This is a genomic window from Pararhizobium sp. LjRoot238 (genome assembly GCF_964252955.1).
Taxonomy (GTDB): domain Bacteria; phylum Pseudomonadota; class Alphaproteobacteria; order Rhizobiales; family Rhizobiaceae; genus Pararhizobium.
This window is the reverse complement of sequence record NZ_CAXUPP020000001.1, coordinates 626,931-643,240: the sequence shown is the minus strand read 5'-3', so window position 1 is coordinate 643,240 and position 16,310 is coordinate 626,931. Positions and strand designations below refer to the sequence as shown.

At 62.0% G+C, this 16,310-nt stretch carries 15 protein-coding genes; 5 read left to right on the top strand and 10 right to left on the bottom strand.

Translation table 11 applies throughout. The features are described 5' to 3' along the window. Positions 1-14: 14 nt before the first annotated feature. The 5 genes from ACSQ3F_RS03285 to ACSQ3F_RS03265 form a co-directional block, all read right to left on the bottom strand. Positions 15-1,085 carry a class I SAM-dependent methyltransferase gene (locus ACSQ3F_RS03285; protein ID WP_436098907.1) on the bottom strand — a complete coding sequence of 357 codons (1,071 nt, stop codon included), beginning with the start codon at positions 1,083-1,085 and terminating at the stop codon, positions 15-17. After that, positions 1,082-1,927, bottom strand: coding sequence for an NAD-dependent epimerase/dehydratase family protein (locus tag ACSQ3F_RS03280; protein WP_436098906.1), 846 nt, complete (start codon positions 1,925-1,927; stop codon positions 1,082-1,084). The genes ACSQ3F_RS03285 and ACSQ3F_RS03280 overlap by 4 nt, the downstream gene beginning before the upstream one ends. Before the next feature lie 55 nt (positions 1,928-1,982). After that, the gene (locus ACSQ3F_RS03275) at positions 1,983-3,089 is read right to left on the bottom strand and encodes a hypothetical protein (RefSeq protein WP_436098905.1); all 1,107 of its coding nucleotides are present in this window, start codon (positions 3,087-3,089) and stop codon (positions 1,983-1,985) included. A gap of 393 nt (positions 3,090-3,482) precedes the next feature. Then, positions 3,483-4,487 (bottom strand): cytochrome d ubiquinol oxidase subunit II, encoded by a 1,005-nt coding sequence (cydB, locus tag ACSQ3F_RS03270; RefSeq protein WP_436098904.1) that lies wholly within the window; start codon positions 4,485-4,487, stop codon positions 3,483-3,485. Then, complete coding sequence (locus ACSQ3F_RS03265; protein WP_436098903.1) at positions 4,477-5,907, bottom strand: cytochrome ubiquinol oxidase subunit I; 1,431 nt, start codon at positions 5,905-5,907, stop codon at positions 4,477-4,479. Before ACSQ3F_RS03265 ends, cydB begins: the two co-directional genes overlap by 11 nt. 466 nt (positions 5,908-6,373) lie before the next feature. Here ACSQ3F_RS03265 and ACSQ3F_RS03260 point away from each other — a divergent pair, with 466 nt between their 5' ends. Further along, on the top strand, positions 6,374-6,940 hold the full coding sequence (locus ACSQ3F_RS03260) for a transglutaminase-like cysteine peptidase (protein WP_436098902.1): 567 nt from the start codon (positions 6,374-6,376) through the stop codon (positions 6,938-6,940). Between the two features lie 184 nt (positions 6,941-7,124). Here ACSQ3F_RS03260 and ACSQ3F_RS03255 read toward each other — a convergent pair whose 3' ends face one another. The 5 genes from ACSQ3F_RS03255 to ACSQ3F_RS03235 all read right to left on the bottom strand — a co-directional run bounded on the left by ACSQ3F_RS03255 (position 7,125) and on the right by ACSQ3F_RS03235 (position 11,643). After that, entirely contained in the window at positions 7,125-8,294 is a 1,170-nt protein-coding gene (locus tag ACSQ3F_RS03255; RefSeq protein WP_436098901.1) for a M20 aminoacylase family protein, read from the bottom strand. Position 8,295: 1 nt separating this feature from the next. Beyond that, on the bottom strand, positions 8,296-9,135 hold the full coding sequence (locus tag ACSQ3F_RS03250) for an ABC transporter permease (protein WP_436098900.1): 840 nt from the start codon (positions 9,133-9,135) through the stop codon (positions 8,296-8,298). Beyond that, on the bottom strand, positions 9,132-9,857 hold the full coding sequence (locus ACSQ3F_RS03245) for an ABC transporter permease (RefSeq protein WP_436098899.1): 726 nt from the start codon (positions 9,855-9,857) through the stop codon (positions 9,132-9,134). The genes ACSQ3F_RS03250 and ACSQ3F_RS03245 overlap by 4 nt, the downstream gene beginning before the upstream one ends. 198 nt (positions 9,858-10,055) lie before the next feature. Beyond that, entirely contained in the window at positions 10,056-10,850 is a 795-nt protein-coding gene (locus ACSQ3F_RS03240) for a transporter substrate-binding domain-containing protein (protein ID WP_436098898.1), read from the bottom strand. A 19-nt stretch (positions 10,851-10,869) separates the two neighbouring features. Further along, entirely contained in the window at positions 10,870-11,643 is a 774-nt protein-coding gene (locus ACSQ3F_RS03235; protein ID WP_436098897.1) for an ABC transporter ATP-binding protein, read from the bottom strand. Positions 11,644-11,854: 211 nt separating this feature from the next. Between ACSQ3F_RS03235 and ACSQ3F_RS03230 the strand changes: the two genes are divergently transcribed. From ACSQ3F_RS03230 to ACSQ3F_RS03215, 4 genes are read left to right on the top strand one after another with little or no spacing between them, the layout of a single operon-like run. After that, entirely contained in the window at positions 11,855-12,733 is an 879-nt protein-coding gene (locus ACSQ3F_RS03230) for a dimethylarginine dimethylaminohydrolase family protein (protein WP_436098896.1), read from the top strand. Further along, the gene (locus ACSQ3F_RS03225; protein ID WP_436098895.1) at positions 12,730-13,395 is read left to right on the top strand and encodes a TetR family transcriptional regulator C-terminal domain-containing protein; all 666 of its coding nucleotides are present in this window, start codon (positions 12,730-12,732) and stop codon (positions 13,393-13,395) included. Before ACSQ3F_RS03230 ends, ACSQ3F_RS03225 begins: the two co-directional genes overlap by 4 nt. Before the next feature lie 19 nt (positions 13,396-13,414). Next, entirely contained in the window at positions 13,415-14,605 is a 1,191-nt protein-coding gene (locus ACSQ3F_RS03220; RefSeq protein ID WP_436098894.1) for a pyridoxal phosphate-dependent aminotransferase, read from the top strand. Further along, positions 14,602-16,212, top strand: a complete 1,611-nt coding sequence (locus tag ACSQ3F_RS03215; protein WP_436098893.1) for a 5-guanidino-2-oxopentanoate decarboxylase — start codon at positions 14,602-14,604, stop codon at positions 16,210-16,212. The genes ACSQ3F_RS03220 and ACSQ3F_RS03215 overlap by 4 nt, the downstream gene beginning before the upstream one ends. Positions 16,213-16,310: the final 98 nt, after the last annotated feature.

The window sequence follows — 16,310 nt, the reverse complement described above, 5'->3', positions numbered from 1 at the left end:
CTTCTGCAAGGGCTTCACGAAAGGACATTGTCGATGCCTTTGTACACGAAGCGATTTTGTGACATCGCCTTGATCTCGTCCATGTAATTGGAGTTCATGACGTGAACAATGCTGCCATCCGGGATGGTGGGAAGAACCGCGTCCGGGGCATGCACCCGCAGCCCGGTCGCGGGGATATACCGGCCCTGCTTGGCCGGGCTGATGTCGATGATCGTGTCGACCGCCTGGCCTCGCCGTTTCGACATCAGCGAAAATATGACGCCCTTGGAGGCCGCGCCCCACACGATGCGCCGTTGATGCTGGCTTGCCGCAGCAGGAAGTTCCGGCTGCTGACTGAAGAAACTGGCGGTGCATTGCGCCGCGTGCCGTGGGTCATAGACGGGGCGCTGAAGGCTGGATAGCTCGGCGACAACGTAGATATATTGTCCCGAAAATACTTTTCCGGACTCGTAGACCGTGCCGAACATCCTTTGGAAGTCGGCCTCCCGAAAATAGTTCACGTGTTCATAGAAGATGTCGAACCATGCATTGTGGCTGCATATCCAGTCGAAACAGGGAACTTCGATATAGATCCTGCCGCTTCCCCCATTGGCATCGCGGACCATGCAGAGAAAATCGAACGGGTTTTGGATGTGCTCAAGCACGTGACGCAGAATGATCCCGTCGCCGCGCAGATTGAGTTCCTTTGTGAAATAGGACCTTATCACCCGGGCGCTTTCGCCCTCATAGGTCGGATCGACGCCCACGATGTTGAAACCCCGGTCAAGCAGAAGGTCCATGAACCTGCCTTTGCCGCAGCCGATCTCCAACATAAGCTCCGATGGCATCGTCCGGCCGATAATCCCGGCGACCTCATCGAGGTGAGACAGAAAAATCGAGCTGCTCGACTGATCGTTTTGATAATGCTCGTCATAGACCATCTGGTCTGGCTCGAAATGCAGGTTGTAGAGCAACCCTGTTTCGAGGTCTTCGGCAAGCCGCATGTTTCCCTTGGGGCAATGAATGGCTTCCTGCTCCGAGGCGTACATACGATTTTGGAAGATTGGCAGATCTTCGACAGAATAGAGATCGCGGTAACGTGTCATGATGCGATGAGCGCCTTTCTGAGCAGGGTGTCGTCACCCCAGAATTCCATCGGTTCATAATCGGGATAAGGGTAGTGACCGAGATTGAGCCGGACGGCCCAACCGAGTTCCGCCGCCCATTCCCGAACGAGATCGAGGACGGTGACGGGGACCCCCGAGCAGAGGTTGACGACGCCGTGTCCTCCCGGTCCGAGGGCAAGATCTGCGATGCGGCCAGCCAGCTTTTCGACGGCCAGAAAATCGCGAACCTGCTTGCCGCCCGACATGTCGAAGCTCGAGTGGCCGTTGCGGTATGCCTCATGGAATTGCGTCCACAGCGAGCGCGCTCCCTGGCCGGGGCCGTAAGTGTAGAACAGGCGCGCCCATGTGAAGGAAAACGGCATGGACCGCTCAAGGAAACTCAGTTGCTGTTGCAGGGCGTGCTTGGCAAAGCCGTAGGGATTGTCGGGTGTGCAGGAACGGCTCTCCTCGAGCGCACCGGTCTGCATGCCGTATTCGAAGCAGGTGCCTGCGCAAAAAAGGGAAGGCAGGCCGCATTCGACGGCTCGTTTCAGGAAGGCATATTGCCGAGGCAGCTCCGCCTCGAAGTGGTGGAGCGAGCGGTAGTTCGGCAGCCCGTCCCAGGCAAGGTGGATGAGGATATCCGGGCAGCCCATGGCTTCATGAGGATCGGCGGGCGGCGCGGCCATATCGATGCTGCGCCAAGAGACGAGAGGAAACTGCGGCAGATCGCTGACCTGTCGCGAAAGCGCGACGACTTCGACGGGCCGCTCACTCAGCGCCTTGAGAACATGCTTTCCGATAAAGCCCGTCGCACCGGTGACTGCGATTTTCTTCAACATTCAAAAACGCCTTCACGCTTGCATCCGCTGAGCTGCGCTGCCGTCATCCCGTATTTCAGCCTATTTGAGGGCGACACAGGACAGCAATCGGTGTGATGAGGGACTTGGCAACCTGGTAGAATTCCTGCGGGGTTCGTGCGCCGCCGATAAAACGGTCGATCAAAACGGCGTTGCCATGCAGGCCGCGACGCATATCCTTGGGGCGAACCTCGTGAAATTCCGGACGGAACAAGGGCGCGAGACGGCCGCTTTCGAATTGGCCAAGAGCAGCGAAATACGTATTGCCCTTGCTGACATAGGCTTCGCGCGTGGTTTCCATCATGCAATCGATCATCATTGCGCGCACGAAGGCCTCGTTGCCGCCGGCCCAGGCGTTGCCGAGTTCGCGAAGCACATGGAACTGCACTTCGGCCACGGCGCCGGCAAGGCCCAGGCCCGAATGGAAGGGGAAGTTCCAAGGCTGCAGGGATGGCTGAGCCACGAAGGGCGTTACGCTGATCACAGACATGGGGCGCGGGAAGAAGGCAAGCTCGTTTGCAAACAGGAGCACCTTTGCGGCCCACTCATATTGCGGCACCGGCGTCGACCAGTCCCGCGGCTCTGGCAATTGCAGCAGCGTGTCGACCAGCGAGCGGCGAATGGCGGCGTGATAGAGGCCGAACGGCATCTTCGGGCAGCTGAGGCTGTCTTCCCAGTAGAAGAAGGCCTTCAGCATCGCGTTCTTGTCGAGTGTCTGGATATGAGAGCTCGCCGGGATCGCGACCGAACTCGCCTTGCCTGGCTCCGCATTACGGTCGATCTGGAACGCGTTCCAGGCAAGGGCATCGACGCCGGGCGAGCTGGTTTCGAGAAATGCGACCATGATCGACAGGTCGCTTTCGAGTATATCGCCGGGATTGACCAGCGTCACCCAGTCGCCCGCCGCGGCGGAGACCGCGCGGTGCCACAGGAACTGGCGGGTCGTGCCCTGACCTGTATCGGTGATCCTGACGCGCCCATCGTTGGACGCGGCGCTGAGAAGCGCGTCGGAGAGCGAGATGTCCGATGGTTTTGCCAGGACGATCTCAAGATCCGCGTTTCGGTTTTCCAGAATTGCGGTTACCAGTGGCAGGGCATCCTGCTCGCCGGTTTCCACGGGAATGCAGATCGAGAGTTTGGTCATGGCGTGCCTCGTGCCTGTCGCGGTCCTTGCCGAACGGCCACCGCGAGCGGCCAATCCGGAAAATGGTCACATCAGCAGGCAAGCAGCATCTGCGCGGAGGAGGGTGCGGTCCTGTCTCCCGCTGGAAGCCATTGCCTGCTGACGTGTGACTTAGAGGTAGCGCAGGAAACTTGAGCGAGGCTTTGCATTTGGCGTCGCCCGGCGTGCTAGGCGCATCGCGCACGGGATGTGTTTTTACGCACGTCGCCCAAAACCGCTGCACACTTTTGGACGACGGGCATTAGGCGCCGAGCGAGAGTTTGATGGCAAAGCCGACAATGGTGACAGTGGCGACGCCCAGGAGCCAGAGGCCGGCGAACCAGAGAAGTTTTTTTGGCAGGCTGTTCTCGGTCATCAGTGGTACCCCTCCTCGGGATCGACCTTTCCGCGGAAGACCCAATAGGCATAGACGGTGTAGATCAGGATGATCGGCACGAGCACGAGGGCGCCGACGAGCAGGAAGGAAAGGCTCGAATCGGGCGCTGCCGCATCCCAGATGGTAACCGACGGCGGCACCATGAAGGGATAGAAGCTGATGCCGATGCCGGCATAACCGAGCACGAACAGGCCGAGCGCCGCGAGGAAGGGCTGTGCGTCACGCTTGCCGCGGATGCCCGTCACAAGCAGCGCGAAGCAGCCGAGAACCAGAACTGGCACGATGACGCTGAAGATGGCGGTCGGCCAGCCGAACCAGCGCTCCAGATATTGGGGTTTGAGGAACGGCGTCCACAGGCTGACGATACCCATGGCGGCGATGGTGGCAAAGCAGGTTTGCAAGGCAATCTTGCGGGCCTTTTCGGCAAGCTCGCCGGTGGTCTTCATGATCAGCCAGGTCGAGCCGAGCAGCGCGTAACCGATCAGGATCGCAAAGCCGGTGGCGATGGAGAACGGTGTCAGCCAGTCCCACCAACTGCCGGCATAGGCGCGGTTGACGACCGGAATGCCCTGAACCAGAGCGCCGAGCGCGACGCCTTGGGAAAAGGCGGCGAGCGCCGAGCCTCCGGCAAAGGCCCAGTTCCACAGGAACTCGCCGCGTTTGGTGCGCCAGCGATATTCGAAGGCGACGCCACGGAAGATCAGGCCAAGCAGCATGGCGATGATCGGTGCGTAGAGGGCCGGCAGGATGATCGAATAGGCCAGCGGAAAGACCGCGAGCAGACCGCCGCCGCCGAGCACCAGCCAGGTTTCATTGCCGTCCCAGACGGGGGCGACGGAATTCATCATCACGTCGCGGTCGCGCTTTTCCGGAAAGAACGGGAAGAGGATGCCGATGCCGAGATCGAAGCCGTCGAGGATGACATAGGCGAGCACCGCAAAGGCGATGATGGCGGCCCAGATGAAGGGAAGATCAATGGCCATGATGTGCGCTCCCATGGGTGTGTCCGGCATGTGCACCGGCAGCGGGGCCGGGCATGATGCCCGAGGTTCTGATCGGTCCTTCGTCCAAGTCGGGCATCGGATCGCGCGGCAAGCGCTTCATCAGCCGCAGGATGTAGAAGGTGCCGGCGCCGAAGACGAGGAAATAGACAATGATGAAGGCGATCAGCGAGGCGGCGACGGCGGGTGCCGCGATCGGCGAGATCGAATTGGCCGTCAGGAGCTGGCCGTAGACCGTATAGGGCTGGCGGCCGACCTCGGTGGTGATCCAGCCGGCAAGCACCGCGACGAAGCCGGCGGGGCCCATCAGTACGGCGGCGCGGTGCAGCCAGTCGCTGCTGTCGAGCGTGCCTTTGTACCGACACCAGAGGCTCCAGAGGCCGATGCCGAGCATGGCAAAACCGATGGCGACCATGACGCGGAAGGACCAGAAGATCGTGCCGACAGGCGGGTGGAGGTTGTCCGGGATGGTGTCGAGGCCTGTGAGCGGCGCATTCAGGTCGTGTTTCAGGATCAGGCTGGAGAGCTTCGGGATTTCGATCGCGTAGTCGACCCGCTTTTCCGCCGAATTGGGCAGGCCGAACAGGATCAGAGGGGCTCCGTCCGGATGGCTCTGGTAATGGCCTTCCATCGCCATGATCTTGGCGGGCTGGTGTTCCAGCGTGTTGAGGCCATGCGCGTCGCCGGCAAGAATCTGGATCGGTGCGACGATCGTCGCCATCCACATGGCCATCGAGAACATGGTGCGCGAGCGGCGGGGTGCCGTGTTTTCCAAGAGGTGCCAGGCTCCGACCGCGCCGACGACGAAGGCGGTGGTCAGGTAGGCGGCAAGCACCATATGGACGAGACGGTAGGGGAAGGATGGATTGAAGATGACCTTCCACCAGTCGAGCGGGATGAATTGCCCCGCCTCGTTCATGCCGAAGCCGGCGGGCGTCTGCATCCACGAGTTCACCGCAAGAATCCAGGTGGCCGAGATCAGAGTGCCGAAGGCGACCATGAACGTTGCGAGGAAATGCAGTTTCGGGCCGACCCGGTGAAGGCCAAAGAGCATCACGCCCAAGAACCCGGCTTCCAGGAAGAATGCCGTCAGCACCTCATAGCCCATCAACGGCCCGATGACCGGCCCTGCCTTGTCGGAAAAGACGCTCCAGTTGGTGCCGAACTGATAGGACATGACGATGCCGGAGACGACCCCCATGCCGAAGGCGACCGCGAAGATCGTCTTCCAGAAATTGAACAGGTCCATGTAGACCTGATCCTTCTTCCACAGCCACAGCGCTTCGAGCACGGCGAGATAACTCGCAAGGCCGATGGAAAAGGCAGGGAAGATGATGTGAAACGATACGGTGAAGGCAAACTGGATACGGGCGAGCAACGTCGCGTCAAAGCTCTCGAACACGGCACAATCCTTTCGAGGGTGGTCGCCGTCTTGGCCTCTCTGTCCGCCCTGGCCTGTCCCCGGCCGTGGCGGATATGTTCGGCGCCTGAACCCTTGAGACATAATCTGCGGCAGAGGTGCGAAAGGTCAATGACACCACTGCAACCATAGTGTCACACTGCGACAATCTCTCGCCTGTGGCATAGTTGCATCCGGCCGCATGGCGATCACCACAGTGCGCATTTTCTTCAACTTGTCGGGGGTTTTGAATCGGATTTTCTTAAAAATGCGAATTGCGTAAAATTGTAGATATCGGTTTAAGCGGCCCGCAAACTGTCACGGCTATGGTCTTCTCATCGGAGAACGAAACCGGCCAAACGGTTCCGCAGCATGAAGCGCCTCCCCGCCGCCCGGAATGAATCCGGCACGTGAAACCGACGCTGTCCGGACAGGCGCAGACGAGCGGGACAAAACCAGGGACAGGGTTATGTTGAAACGAATCTCCATTGCGATCGCCATGTCGATCGGTATCGCCGCCACGGCCGCTTCGCCGTCGCAGGCCATGAGCATTTCCTCCGCCGCCCGCTCCATCAGCGCTTCCATGCCGGTTCGCAATGTCGAGTTCAGCGAGCGGGCGACACTTTCCAACCGGCTTTTCTGCCTGCAATACGGCGATGACTGCCGTGCCTCGGGCCACAACGTTGTTGCCTATACGAACAAGCTGCGCACGGTGCTGGCTTCGGTCAACCGCAGCGTCAACCTCGTCATGCCGGGCATCCGGGCGCGCCGCGAATTCCTTTCCTTCAATCCGCTGCCGGGTGCCGGCGACGATCACGCGATGATGAAGCGCAGCCAGTTGATCCGTGCCGGCCTGCCGGCAGGCGCCCTGCGCGTCGCAAGCGTCACGACGCCGGCAGGCCGCAGCCATTCGGTGCTGATCGTCGCCACCTCGACCGGTGAGTTCGTTCTCGATCACCGCCAGTCGTCCGTGATGAAGCGTCGCGATACCGGCTACAGCTTTGCCGCGCTGCACTCGGTGCGCTTCTTCGATTGATCGCCTACTGCATAATTCCTTAAATCGGAATCGATTTAAGGATAAAATTATGCAGCAGTTTCAAAGTGCTACAGCGTCCTTTGCGCGTCATATTTGACGCGCGGCGCTGTAGCGCGATCCCAACATTGCCTGAAGACTGTCCCGACTTGCCGCAGGAATGTCCCTTCCTGCGGCCTTTTTCGTTCTACGGACGCGCCAGATAGGCTTCCGCCAGTTCCGTCCAGAAGGCCGCGCCGATCGGCAGCAGGTCGTCGTTGAAATTGAAGGCGGGATGATGCAGCGGTTTCGCATCGCCCGTCGTCGCCGAGCCGAGGAAGAAATAGGTGCCCGGTCTTTCCTGCAGCATGAAGGCGAAGTCCTCGCTGCCCATGTAGGGGCGGGCGAGATCGATGACATTCTCCGCGCCGGCAAAGCGCACGGCGAGATCGCGGACGAAATCGGTTTCTGCCTTGTGATTGATTGTGGCGTCGTAGCTGCGCTGATAATCGACCGCCGCTGTCATGCCGAAGCTTTCCGCCTGGTTTTCAGCGATGAGGCGGATGCGGCGCTCGAGTTCGTCGCGGACCTCCGGGTCGAAGGAGCGGATGCCGACGACGATCTCGGCACGTTCGGGAATGATGTTGCTGGCCGAGCCGCTATGGAACGAGCCGACGGTGATGACGGTCGGGTCCATCGGGTGGATGTTGCGGGAAACGACGGATTGCAAGGCCATGACGATCGAGGCGCCGCAGACGATCGGGTCAGCGGTTTCCTGCGGTTCGGCGCCGTGGCCGCCACGGCCATGCACGGTGATCTTGCACTCATCGACGGCCGCCATGACCGGGCCCTCGCGGAAGGCGAACTGGCCGAAGGGCAGGCCGGGTTCGTTGTGAAGCGCAAAAACCGCGTCGCAGGGGAATTTGTCGAACAGGCCGTCGTCCATCATGATCTTGGCGCCGCCGAAATTCTCCTCGGCCGGCTGGAAGATGAGATGCACGGTGCCGTCGAAATTCTTGCGCTCGGCGATGGCACGCGCGGCGCCGAGCAGCATAGTCGTGTGCCCGTCATGACCGCAGGCATGCATGAGGCCCGGGGTTTTCGAGGCATAGTCGAGCCCGGTTTCTTCGAAGATCGGCAGGGCATCCATATCGGCGCGGATGCCGATGGAGCGGCTGCTGGTGCCATTCTTCAACGTGGCAACGAGACCGGTCTTGGCGAGGCCGCGCGTGACCGTATAACCGAGACCCTCGAGACAGGTCGCGACGAAATTCGACGTGCGAACTTCCTCCAGCCCCAGTTCCGGATGGGCATGGAGATCATGGCGAATGGCAACCAGTTCCGGCATGGAGTTGGCGAGGTTCACGTTCAAGGTCATGTCAGGCACCACGGGTTGGTATGCGGTTTTCAAGGGTACGGAAGGCGACGACGAGAATGCCGGTGAGGCACATGTAGATCAACGCCAGGAGCAGAAGCGGTTCATAGGTGATGTAGGTGTCCTGCCGCACCTTGGAGATAACGGCATAGACGTCGATGACCGTGATGGTAGCGACGAGCGGTGTGGCTTTCAACTGCAATACGGTCTCGCCGTTCAGTGTCGGCAGGGCGCGGTGGATGGCGCGCGGCAGCCAGATGCGGCGAAACAGCGTCCAGCGGCTCATGCCATAGGCGCGGGCAGCCTCGATCTCTCCGGCGGGCACGCCGGCAAAGGCGCCGCGCATGACTTCGCCCTCGTAGGCGGCAAACGAGATCGTCAATGCGGCGACGCCATAGGGCCAGGATTCCCGCAGGTACGGCCAGAGGAAGGAATGGCGGATCGCCGGAAACTGCGGGAATACCGAGCCGAGGCCATAATAGAGAAGCCAGAGTTGCAGGAGCAGGGGCGTGCCGCGGACGATCGTGCAGAAGCCGCTGGCCAGCGCCTTCAACGGCCAGGGGCCGGTCACCTGCACGAGCCCGAGCGGCACGGCCAGCAGGAAGCCGAGGATCGAGGTGCTGAACAGCATGGCAAGGGTGACGATAATTCCATAGCCGAGCCGGGGCAGATATTGCGGCAGCCAGTCCCAGCGCATGAACCAGGCGACGCAGAAGACGAGGGCTGCGGCAATGAGGAGAAGCACGATGCGGTGCGGCTTGAAGAAGCTGCCGGCGGTCGGCAGGTCCTCCGGCAGGATCGCCATGGCCTGCGTCGTGACGTCGGGCGTGGTCGTGTCGGTCATGATTGCTCCACGAAGCCCCGCCGGGAATGACGCTCTATGATTTTTATGAAGACATTCGAGACAAGCGTCAGCGCCAGATAAAGTGCGCCGGCGGCGCAGAAGAACAGGATGTACGCCTTGGTCGCGCCTGCCGCCTGACGCGTAACGAGCGTCAGCTCCGAGAAGCCGACGACGGCGAGCAGCGCGGTGTCCTTGGTGGCGATCAGCCAGAGATTGGAAAGACCGGGGATCGCATAGGGCAGCATGGCCGGCAGGGTGACGCGGGTCATGACCTTGAATGGCGACATGCCATAGGCGCGGGCGGCCTCGATCTGTCCGGCAGGCACGGCCTTGATGGCGCCGCGCAGCACTTCGGTGGAATAGGCGCCCTGGACGACGCCGATGACGAAGATGCCGGCAGCGAGGCCGCTGATATCGACCGTGCCGATGCCGATCAGGCCCAGCAACTGGTTGAGAGCGTCGGTCCCGGCATAATAGAGCAGGAGAATGAGAACGAGTTCGGGAACGGCGCGCACGATCGTCGTGTAGCATTCCATCAGGTCGCGCAGGATCGGGCCGCCATAGAGCTTCCCGAACGCGCCGCCGACGCCGAGCAGAAGGCCGAAGGCATAGCCGCCGATGGCGATCTGGATGGAATTCAACAGGCCGCGCAGCAGCACACCGCCCCAGCCGGGCGGCGATAACGCCAGCAGGCCCCAGTTGATGATTGAATCGGCTGCCATGGATCCTCTTCCGTCAAGGGTTCTTCGCGTCTGACGCGGGATACCCCCCTCTGTCACTTCGTGACATCTCCCCCTCAAGGTGGGAGATCGTTCTTTTCCCTCGCTGGTTTCAATGTCAGGGAGGCACCATAGTTGCGGTCAATCTCCCCCCCTTGAGGGGGAGATGTCACGAAGTGACAGAGGGGGGTAAATCCCCCATCACCCGCCGTAGATGTTGAAGTCGAAATACTTCTTCGAGAAAGTATCGTAGGTGCCGCTCTCGCGGATCGCCTTGATCGCGGCGTTGAGCTTGGCCTTCAGCTCGTCCTCACCCTTGCGCAGGCCGATGCCGACGCCGGCGCCGAGGATGACCGGGTCGTCCTTGACGTTGCCTTTCGCCTCGCAGCAGTCCTGGCCCTGGTCGCTCTTCAGGAAGGCATCGAGCGCGATCGCATCGGCCTGCACGGCATCGATGCGTCCGGCGGCGAGGTCGTTGTTGGCCTCGTCCTGCGTCTGGTATTCCTTCACCGTCGCGCCGTTCTCGCCGAAATACTTGTTGGCGTAGTCCTGGTGGATGGTCGAGACTTGGACGCCGATCGTCTTGCCCTTCAGGCCCTCCGGCGTGGCGTCGAAGGCTTCGCCCTTCGGGCCGATGATGCCGGTCGGGGTGTTGTAATATTTGTCGGAGAAATCGATCGTCTTCAGACGCTCCTCGGTGATCGACATCGAGCCGATGATCATGTCGATCTTCTTCGAGGTCAGCGCCGGAATGATGCCGTCCCAGGCGACGGGCGTGATCACGCAGTCGAGCTTGGCCTCGGCACAGACGGCCTTCTGGAATTCCACTTCCCAGCCTTCCCAGTTGCCGGAGGCATCCGGCGAGGTGAAGGGCGGATAGGGCTCGGCGGCAAAGCCGACCTTGACGGGTTCGGCCGAAGCGGCACCGGCGGCAGCGATGCCGAGAGCGAGCGACAATGCGATGGTCTTGGCGATGGTCTTGAGCGTCGTCTTCATGCTGTTTCCCTTTTTTGTTTTAGTGGATGGAGCTGATGAATTTTTTCAGGCGTTCGGATTTCGGGGCGCCGAAGATCTCGTCCGGCGAACCCTGTTCGTCGATGACGCCATCGGCCAGAAAGACGATGTGATTGGCGACGTTGCGCGCGAATTTCATCTCATGAGTGACGAGGATCATCGTGCGCTTTTCCCTGGCCAGGTCGCCGATGACGGTCAGCACTTCGCCGACGAGCTGCGGATCGAGCGCCGAGGTCGGCTCGTCGAACAGCATGACCAGCGGTTGGATCGCCAAGGCACGGGCGATCGCCGCGCGCTGCTGCTGGCCGCCGGACAGGAAGGCGGGATAGGCGTCGCGCTTCTCGAACAGGCCGACGCGGCGCAGCAGTGCCTCGGCTGTCGCGATCGCCTCGTCCTTGGGTTTGCCGAGCACATGGACCGGAACTTCGATGACGTTCTGGAGGATGGTCATGTGCTGCCAGAGATTGAAGCTCTGGAACACCATGCCGAGCTGGGTGCGCAGCCGCTGGACCTGTTTGCGGTCCGACGGCATCAGGCCGCCATGGCCGTCCTTCTTCATGGCGATCGTTTCGCCATGGATCGTCACCGAGCCGGATGTCGGTAGTTCCAGCATGTTGATGCAGCGCAGGAAAGTCGACTTGCCCGAACCGCTGCCGCCGATGATGGCGATGACATCGCCCTCATTTGCCGTCAGTGAAACGCCCTTGAGCACTTCGAGCGGCCCGAAACGTTTGTGGAGGTTTGTAACCGCAATCGCCTGGGCTGGTTTCGTCATGAAAAATCTGCCCCGATGAGGCAGTGAGCCGGTCTCGAATGCATGAAAACAGTTCCCCTGATTTTCTTTTCGTGCGGCATTTTTGCCTGTCACGCTGTTCCATGAAGGCCATCGTGGCACTTGTGCGGAAATTATTCAACCGTATAATAACGCCGACGCTGCATTTTTTGGCAGTCCCGCCACATGATCAAATTTCAAACAGGAGTAGACGATGACCGCTTATGGTTCGCAGGAAATGTCGGCCAATCTGATGCGTGTTTTGATGCGCCGGCCGGGTGCGAGCCTTGCCTCGGCCGATCCCGCGAAATGGCACTATGGTCCGACTTTCGATGGCGACAGGGCCGTGCGGCAGTACGCGGAATTCGCAAGCCTGGTGGAAAAGTCCGGTGCGGAAATCCTCTGGCTGGAAGACCACGGCGACGGGCTTGCGGACGCGATGTTCACCCATGATCCGTCGCTGATGTCTAACCATGGCGCCATCCTTCTGCGCATGGGCAAGCCGCTGCGCGAGAAGGAAACGGCGCTGCATGAGGCGGCCTACAAGAAGGCCGGCATCCCGATCCTTGGCCGCATCGAGCAGCCCGGCACGGTCGAAGGCGGCGACTGCATCTGGCTCGATGCCGAGACGCTGATCGTCGGCCGCGGCGTGCGCACCAATGAGGAGGGCATCGCACAGCTCTCCGAAATACTCGAGCCGCGCGGTATCACCGTGCTTGGCTACGACCTGCCGCTCTGGCATGGCGAGGAAGCCTGCCTGCATCTGATGTCGGTGATGAGCCCGCTGTCGCGCGATCTGGCGCTGGTCTTCGCACCGCTTTTGCCGGCATCCTTCTACCAGCTGCTGAAGGAATGGGGCATCACCCTGATCGAGGCGCCGGCCGACGAATTCCATGCGAGCAACGGGCTGAGCCTTAACGTGCTGCCGGTCAGGCCGAACGAGGTGATCATGGTCGCGGGCTTCCCCAAGACCAAGGCGGCGATGGAAGCGGCCGGATGCAAGGTGGAGACCTTCGAGGCTGACGCGCTCTGCATCGCCTGCGAGGGTGGACCGACCTGCCTGACGCGGCCGGTTCTCAGGCGGGCCGCATGAACCGTCGGACGTTCCATCGTGCGCCGGAGGGAGAGCGGCGGCAGGAACTGATCCAGGCGACACTCGATACGGTGGCCGAGCTTGGCCTGAGAGGCGCGACCGTGCGCGCGATCGCCATCCGGGCCGGGGTGACGGCGGGCCTGGTCCGGCACTATTTTGATTCAAAGGATCAGATGGTGGCCGAAGCTTATCGTTTCATGCTGGCGACATTCGCGGCCAAGGCGGCGGACATCACCGGCGATCCGAGAATGCGGCTGAGAGAGTTCATCACGCTTAATCTCACCGCGCCGGTCGCCGACAGCCGCAGCCTGTCGCTCTGGGCCTCCTTCATCAGCCAGGTGCGGGTGGACCCTGAACTCGCCGCGATCCACCGCGAAGGTTATCTCGGCTTTCGCAACGACCTGCAGGGGCTGATCCGCGATTTTCTCGTGGCAGAGAGCCGGCCCGCCAGTGAGGCCGTTTGTCGCCGCCATGCGATTGCCATCAACGGCATGATAGACGGGCTGTGGCTGGAGGGATGCCTTGCGGGCGAGCTGTTCGAGGAGGCGGAGCTGGTGGCGATCGCGTTGTCGTCGATCGAGGCGCTGCTCGGGCTGCCGCTCGGTCGGAACGAAGAGACAGGCACCGCGCTGGAACGCGCCGGCGACGCGACAACAGCTTGATTTAGGGCAGGAGACAGCCATGCGTTACTCATCGATCACCGACCGTCTGGCCGATCTCGGCTCGGAGAAATGGGCGTTGCATATCCGCGCGCGACAGATGCAGGCGAGCGGAACCGATGTCATTCAGCTGACCATCGGCGAGCCCGACGTGCCGCCGGATGCTTCGCTGCTTGCCGAGGCGCAGCGGGCGATGAACGCCGGGCGCTACCGCTATTCCAACGGCCGCGGCGAGCCCTCGGTGGTCAACGCGCTGACGGCGCGCTATGCCAAGCGCCGGGCGGACGTGACGGCGGAAAACGTGCTGTGCTTCCCGGGCACACAGACGGCGCTGTTTGCCGTGATGCTCGGGCTCGTTGAAGCCGGTGACGGCGTGCTGGTCGGCGATCCGCTCTATGCCACCTATGACGGCGTCATCCAGTCGACCGGGGCGCACCGCGTGACAGTGCCGCTCAAGCCCGAGCATGGTTTCCACATGCAGGCAGCCGATCTCGAAAGGGCGGTGACGCCGGCCTGCCGGGTGCTGCTCTTGAATACGCCACACAATCCGACAGGCGCGGTGCTGACGGCTGAGGAAATCGCCGCCATCGGCGAGGTCTGCCGCAGGCACGACCTATGGATCGTCTGCGACGAAGTCTATGAGGAACTGATCCTCAGTGGCACGTTTGCCTCGCCCTTCGATAATCCGGATCTTGCCGAACGGACGATCGTCGTCTCGTCGATTTCCAAATCGCATGCAGCCCCCGGCTTCCGCAGCGGCTGGGCCATCGGGCCGGTGGAATTCGCGAGCCGGCTGCTGCCGGTGTCCGAAACCATGCTGTTTGGCGTGCAGCCCTTCATCGCCGACATGACGGCCTATGCGCTGACCCACGAGATCGGCACGGCTGCGGCCATGCGCGCCTCCTACAAGGCGCGGGCCGACCGGATTGTACAGGGGCTTGCCAACGTGCCGGGGGTCGTGCCGCTGCCGCCCGAAGCCGGCATGTTCATCCTTGTCGACGTTCGTGGGACCGGCGTGACGGGCGAAGCCTTCGCCTGGAGGCTGCTCGAGGAGGAGCATGTCGCGGTCATGCCGGGAGCGTCCTTCGGCAAGGAGGCAACGTATTTCATCCGCGTCAGCCTGACGGTGCCGGACGCTGTGATCGATGAAGCCTGCGGGCGAATGACAAAGCTGGCGATCAGGCTTCTCGCGCCCAAGGAGCGCCGCGCATGACTGAAACGATGAAGACTGTCGGCGAGGTGCTTGTCGATCTGCTCGAAGCCAATGGCGTCGAAGTGGTCTTCGGCATTCCGGGCGTGCACACTGTCGAGCTCTATCGCGGCCTCGCCGCCTCGAAAATCCGGCATGTGTCGCCACGCCATGAGCAGGGTGCGGGCTTCATGGCAGACGGCTATGCGCGCGTGAGCGGCAAGCCGGGCGTTGCACTGGTCATTACCGGACCGGGGCTCACCAACACGATCACGGCGATGGCGCAGGCGCGGCAGGATTCCATCCCGATGCTGGTCATCTCCGGCGTCAACCGGCGGGATTCGCTCGGCCACGGTCGCGGCCTCCTGCATGAGTTGCCGGACCAGCACGGCATGATCAAGACACTGGCGCTCTATTCGCAGACGCTGCTCAATCCGGCCGACCTCGCATCCGTCGTCGAGCGCGCCTTTGCGATCCTCACCTCTGGCCGCCCCGGTCCTGTGCACATCGAGATTCCGACCGACGTGATGAGCGCCAAGATAGCGATACCTGCACTGCGCAAAGCGACTGCCACGCGGCCGCGGGCCGATGCCGAGACCCTGCAGAAGGCAGCCATTCTCTGCGGCGATGCGCAGCGCCCTGTCATCATCTGCGGCGGCGGTGCGATTACGGCGGAGGCCGAGATAACGGAACTGGCTGAGCGCATCGGCGCGCCGGTAGTCATGACCGTCAATGCGCGCGGCATGCTGGCCGGCCATCCGCTGCGGGTGCCGGCGAGCCCGAGCCTGAAGGCCGTGCGGTCGCTGATTTCCGACGCGGATCTGGTGATCGCGCTCGGTACCGAGATGGGTCAGACCGACTACGACATGTATGCCGATGGTGGCTTTCCCATCCTCGGCAACCTGATCCGCACCGATATCGACGCGGCCCAGCTGGCGCGCGGGCCGCATGCGGCGCTATCGATCCTGTCGGGCGCCAAGGCCGCGACGGCCGGCATGTTGGTGTTCCTGACGGCGAAGCCCGCCGTCAAGGGCAAGGAGCGGGCGGCGGCAACCCGCAAGGCGGCGCTGGCCGAACTGACGGCAAAGATGCGCGCGGAGATCGCTGTCATCGATGCCATCTATCAGGCCTTGCCGGATTGTACGATCGTCGGCGATTCGACGCAGGCCGTCTATGCCGGCAATCTCTATTGCGATGCGCCGCGGGCAAAATCCTGGTTCAACTCGGCGACCGGGTTTGGCGCGCTCGGTTATGCGCCGCCTGCGTCGGTCGGGGCTGCCGTGGCTGATCCGGAAAAGTCCGTTATCTGTCTCGTCGGTGACGGCGGCATCCAGTTTTCGCTGGCCGAACTCGGTTCGGCGGCGGATGCTGGTGCCAATGTGATTTTCCTCGTCTGGAACAATGACGGCTATCAGGAGATCGAAAGCTACATGGTCGAGGCCGGGATCACACCGGAGGGCGTCAAGCCGTCGGCTCCCGATTTTCTGCTTGCCGCCGGGGCCTATGGCGTGCCCGCCATGCGGCTTTCCAAGGCTGGCGATCTTGCCGCGGCGCTGGTTGAGGCTCGCAAACGCGGCGGTCCGTCGTTGATCGAAATCCATCAGACGCGAACGGCAGGTGTCACGGCTTGAGGATATCGGCAGCGAGGATGTTCAACCGCTGCACCGGGTGGTAAGATTTGACTTTGGCCACGTCTGGTGGTTTTTAGGCCCGCTTGCGCGCTGAATCG

Coding starts and splice junctions, on each gene's coding strand:
- ACSQ3F_RS03285 (WP_436098907.1), bottom strand. CDS start 1,085: ATGACACGTTACCGCGATCTCTATTCTGTCGAAGATCTGCCAATCTTC.
- ACSQ3F_RS03280 (WP_436098906.1), bottom strand. CDS start 1,927: ATGTTGAAGAAAATCGCAGTCACCGGTGCGACGGGCTTTATCGGAAAG.
- ACSQ3F_RS03275 (WP_436098905.1), bottom strand. CDS start 3,089: ATGACCAAACTCTCGATCTGCATTCCCGTGGAAACCGGCGAGCAGGAT.
- cydB (WP_436098904.1), bottom strand. CDS start 4,487: ATGGCCATTGATCTTCCCTTCATCTGGGCCGCCATCATCGCCTTTGCG.
- ACSQ3F_RS03260 (WP_436098902.1), top strand. CDS start 6,374: ATGTTGAAACGAATCTCCATTGCGATCGCCATGTCGATCGGTATCGCC.
- ACSQ3F_RS03255 (WP_436098901.1), bottom strand. CDS start 8,294: ATGACCTTGAACGTGAACCTCGCCAACTCCATGCCGGAACTGGTTGCC.
- ACSQ3F_RS03250 (WP_436098900.1), bottom strand. CDS start 9,135: ATGACCGACACGACCACGCCCGACGTCACGACGCAGGCCATGGCGATC.
- ACSQ3F_RS03245 (WP_436098899.1), bottom strand. CDS start 9,857: ATGGCAGCCGATTCAATCATCAACTGGGGCCTGCTGGCGTTATCGCCG.
- ACSQ3F_RS03240 (WP_436098898.1), bottom strand. CDS start 10,850: ATGAAGACGACGCTCAAGACCATCGCCAAGACCATCGCATTGTCGCTC.
- ACSQ3F_RS03235 (WP_436098897.1), bottom strand. CDS start 11,643: ATGACGAAACCAGCCCAGGCGATTGCGGTTACAAACCTCCACAAACGT.
- ACSQ3F_RS03230 (WP_436098896.1), top strand. CDS start 11,855: ATGACCGCTTATGGTTCGCAGGAAATGTCGGCCAATCTGATGCGTGTT.
- ACSQ3F_RS03225 (WP_436098895.1), top strand. CDS start 12,730: ATGAACCGTCGGACGTTCCATCGTGCGCCGGAGGGAGAGCGGCGGCAG.
- ACSQ3F_RS03220 (WP_436098894.1), top strand. CDS start 13,415: ATGCGTTACTCATCGATCACCGACCGTCTGGCCGATCTCGGCTCGGAG.
- ACSQ3F_RS03215 (WP_436098893.1), top strand. CDS start 14,602: ATGACTGAAACGATGAAGACTGTCGGCGAGGTGCTTGTCGATCTGCTC.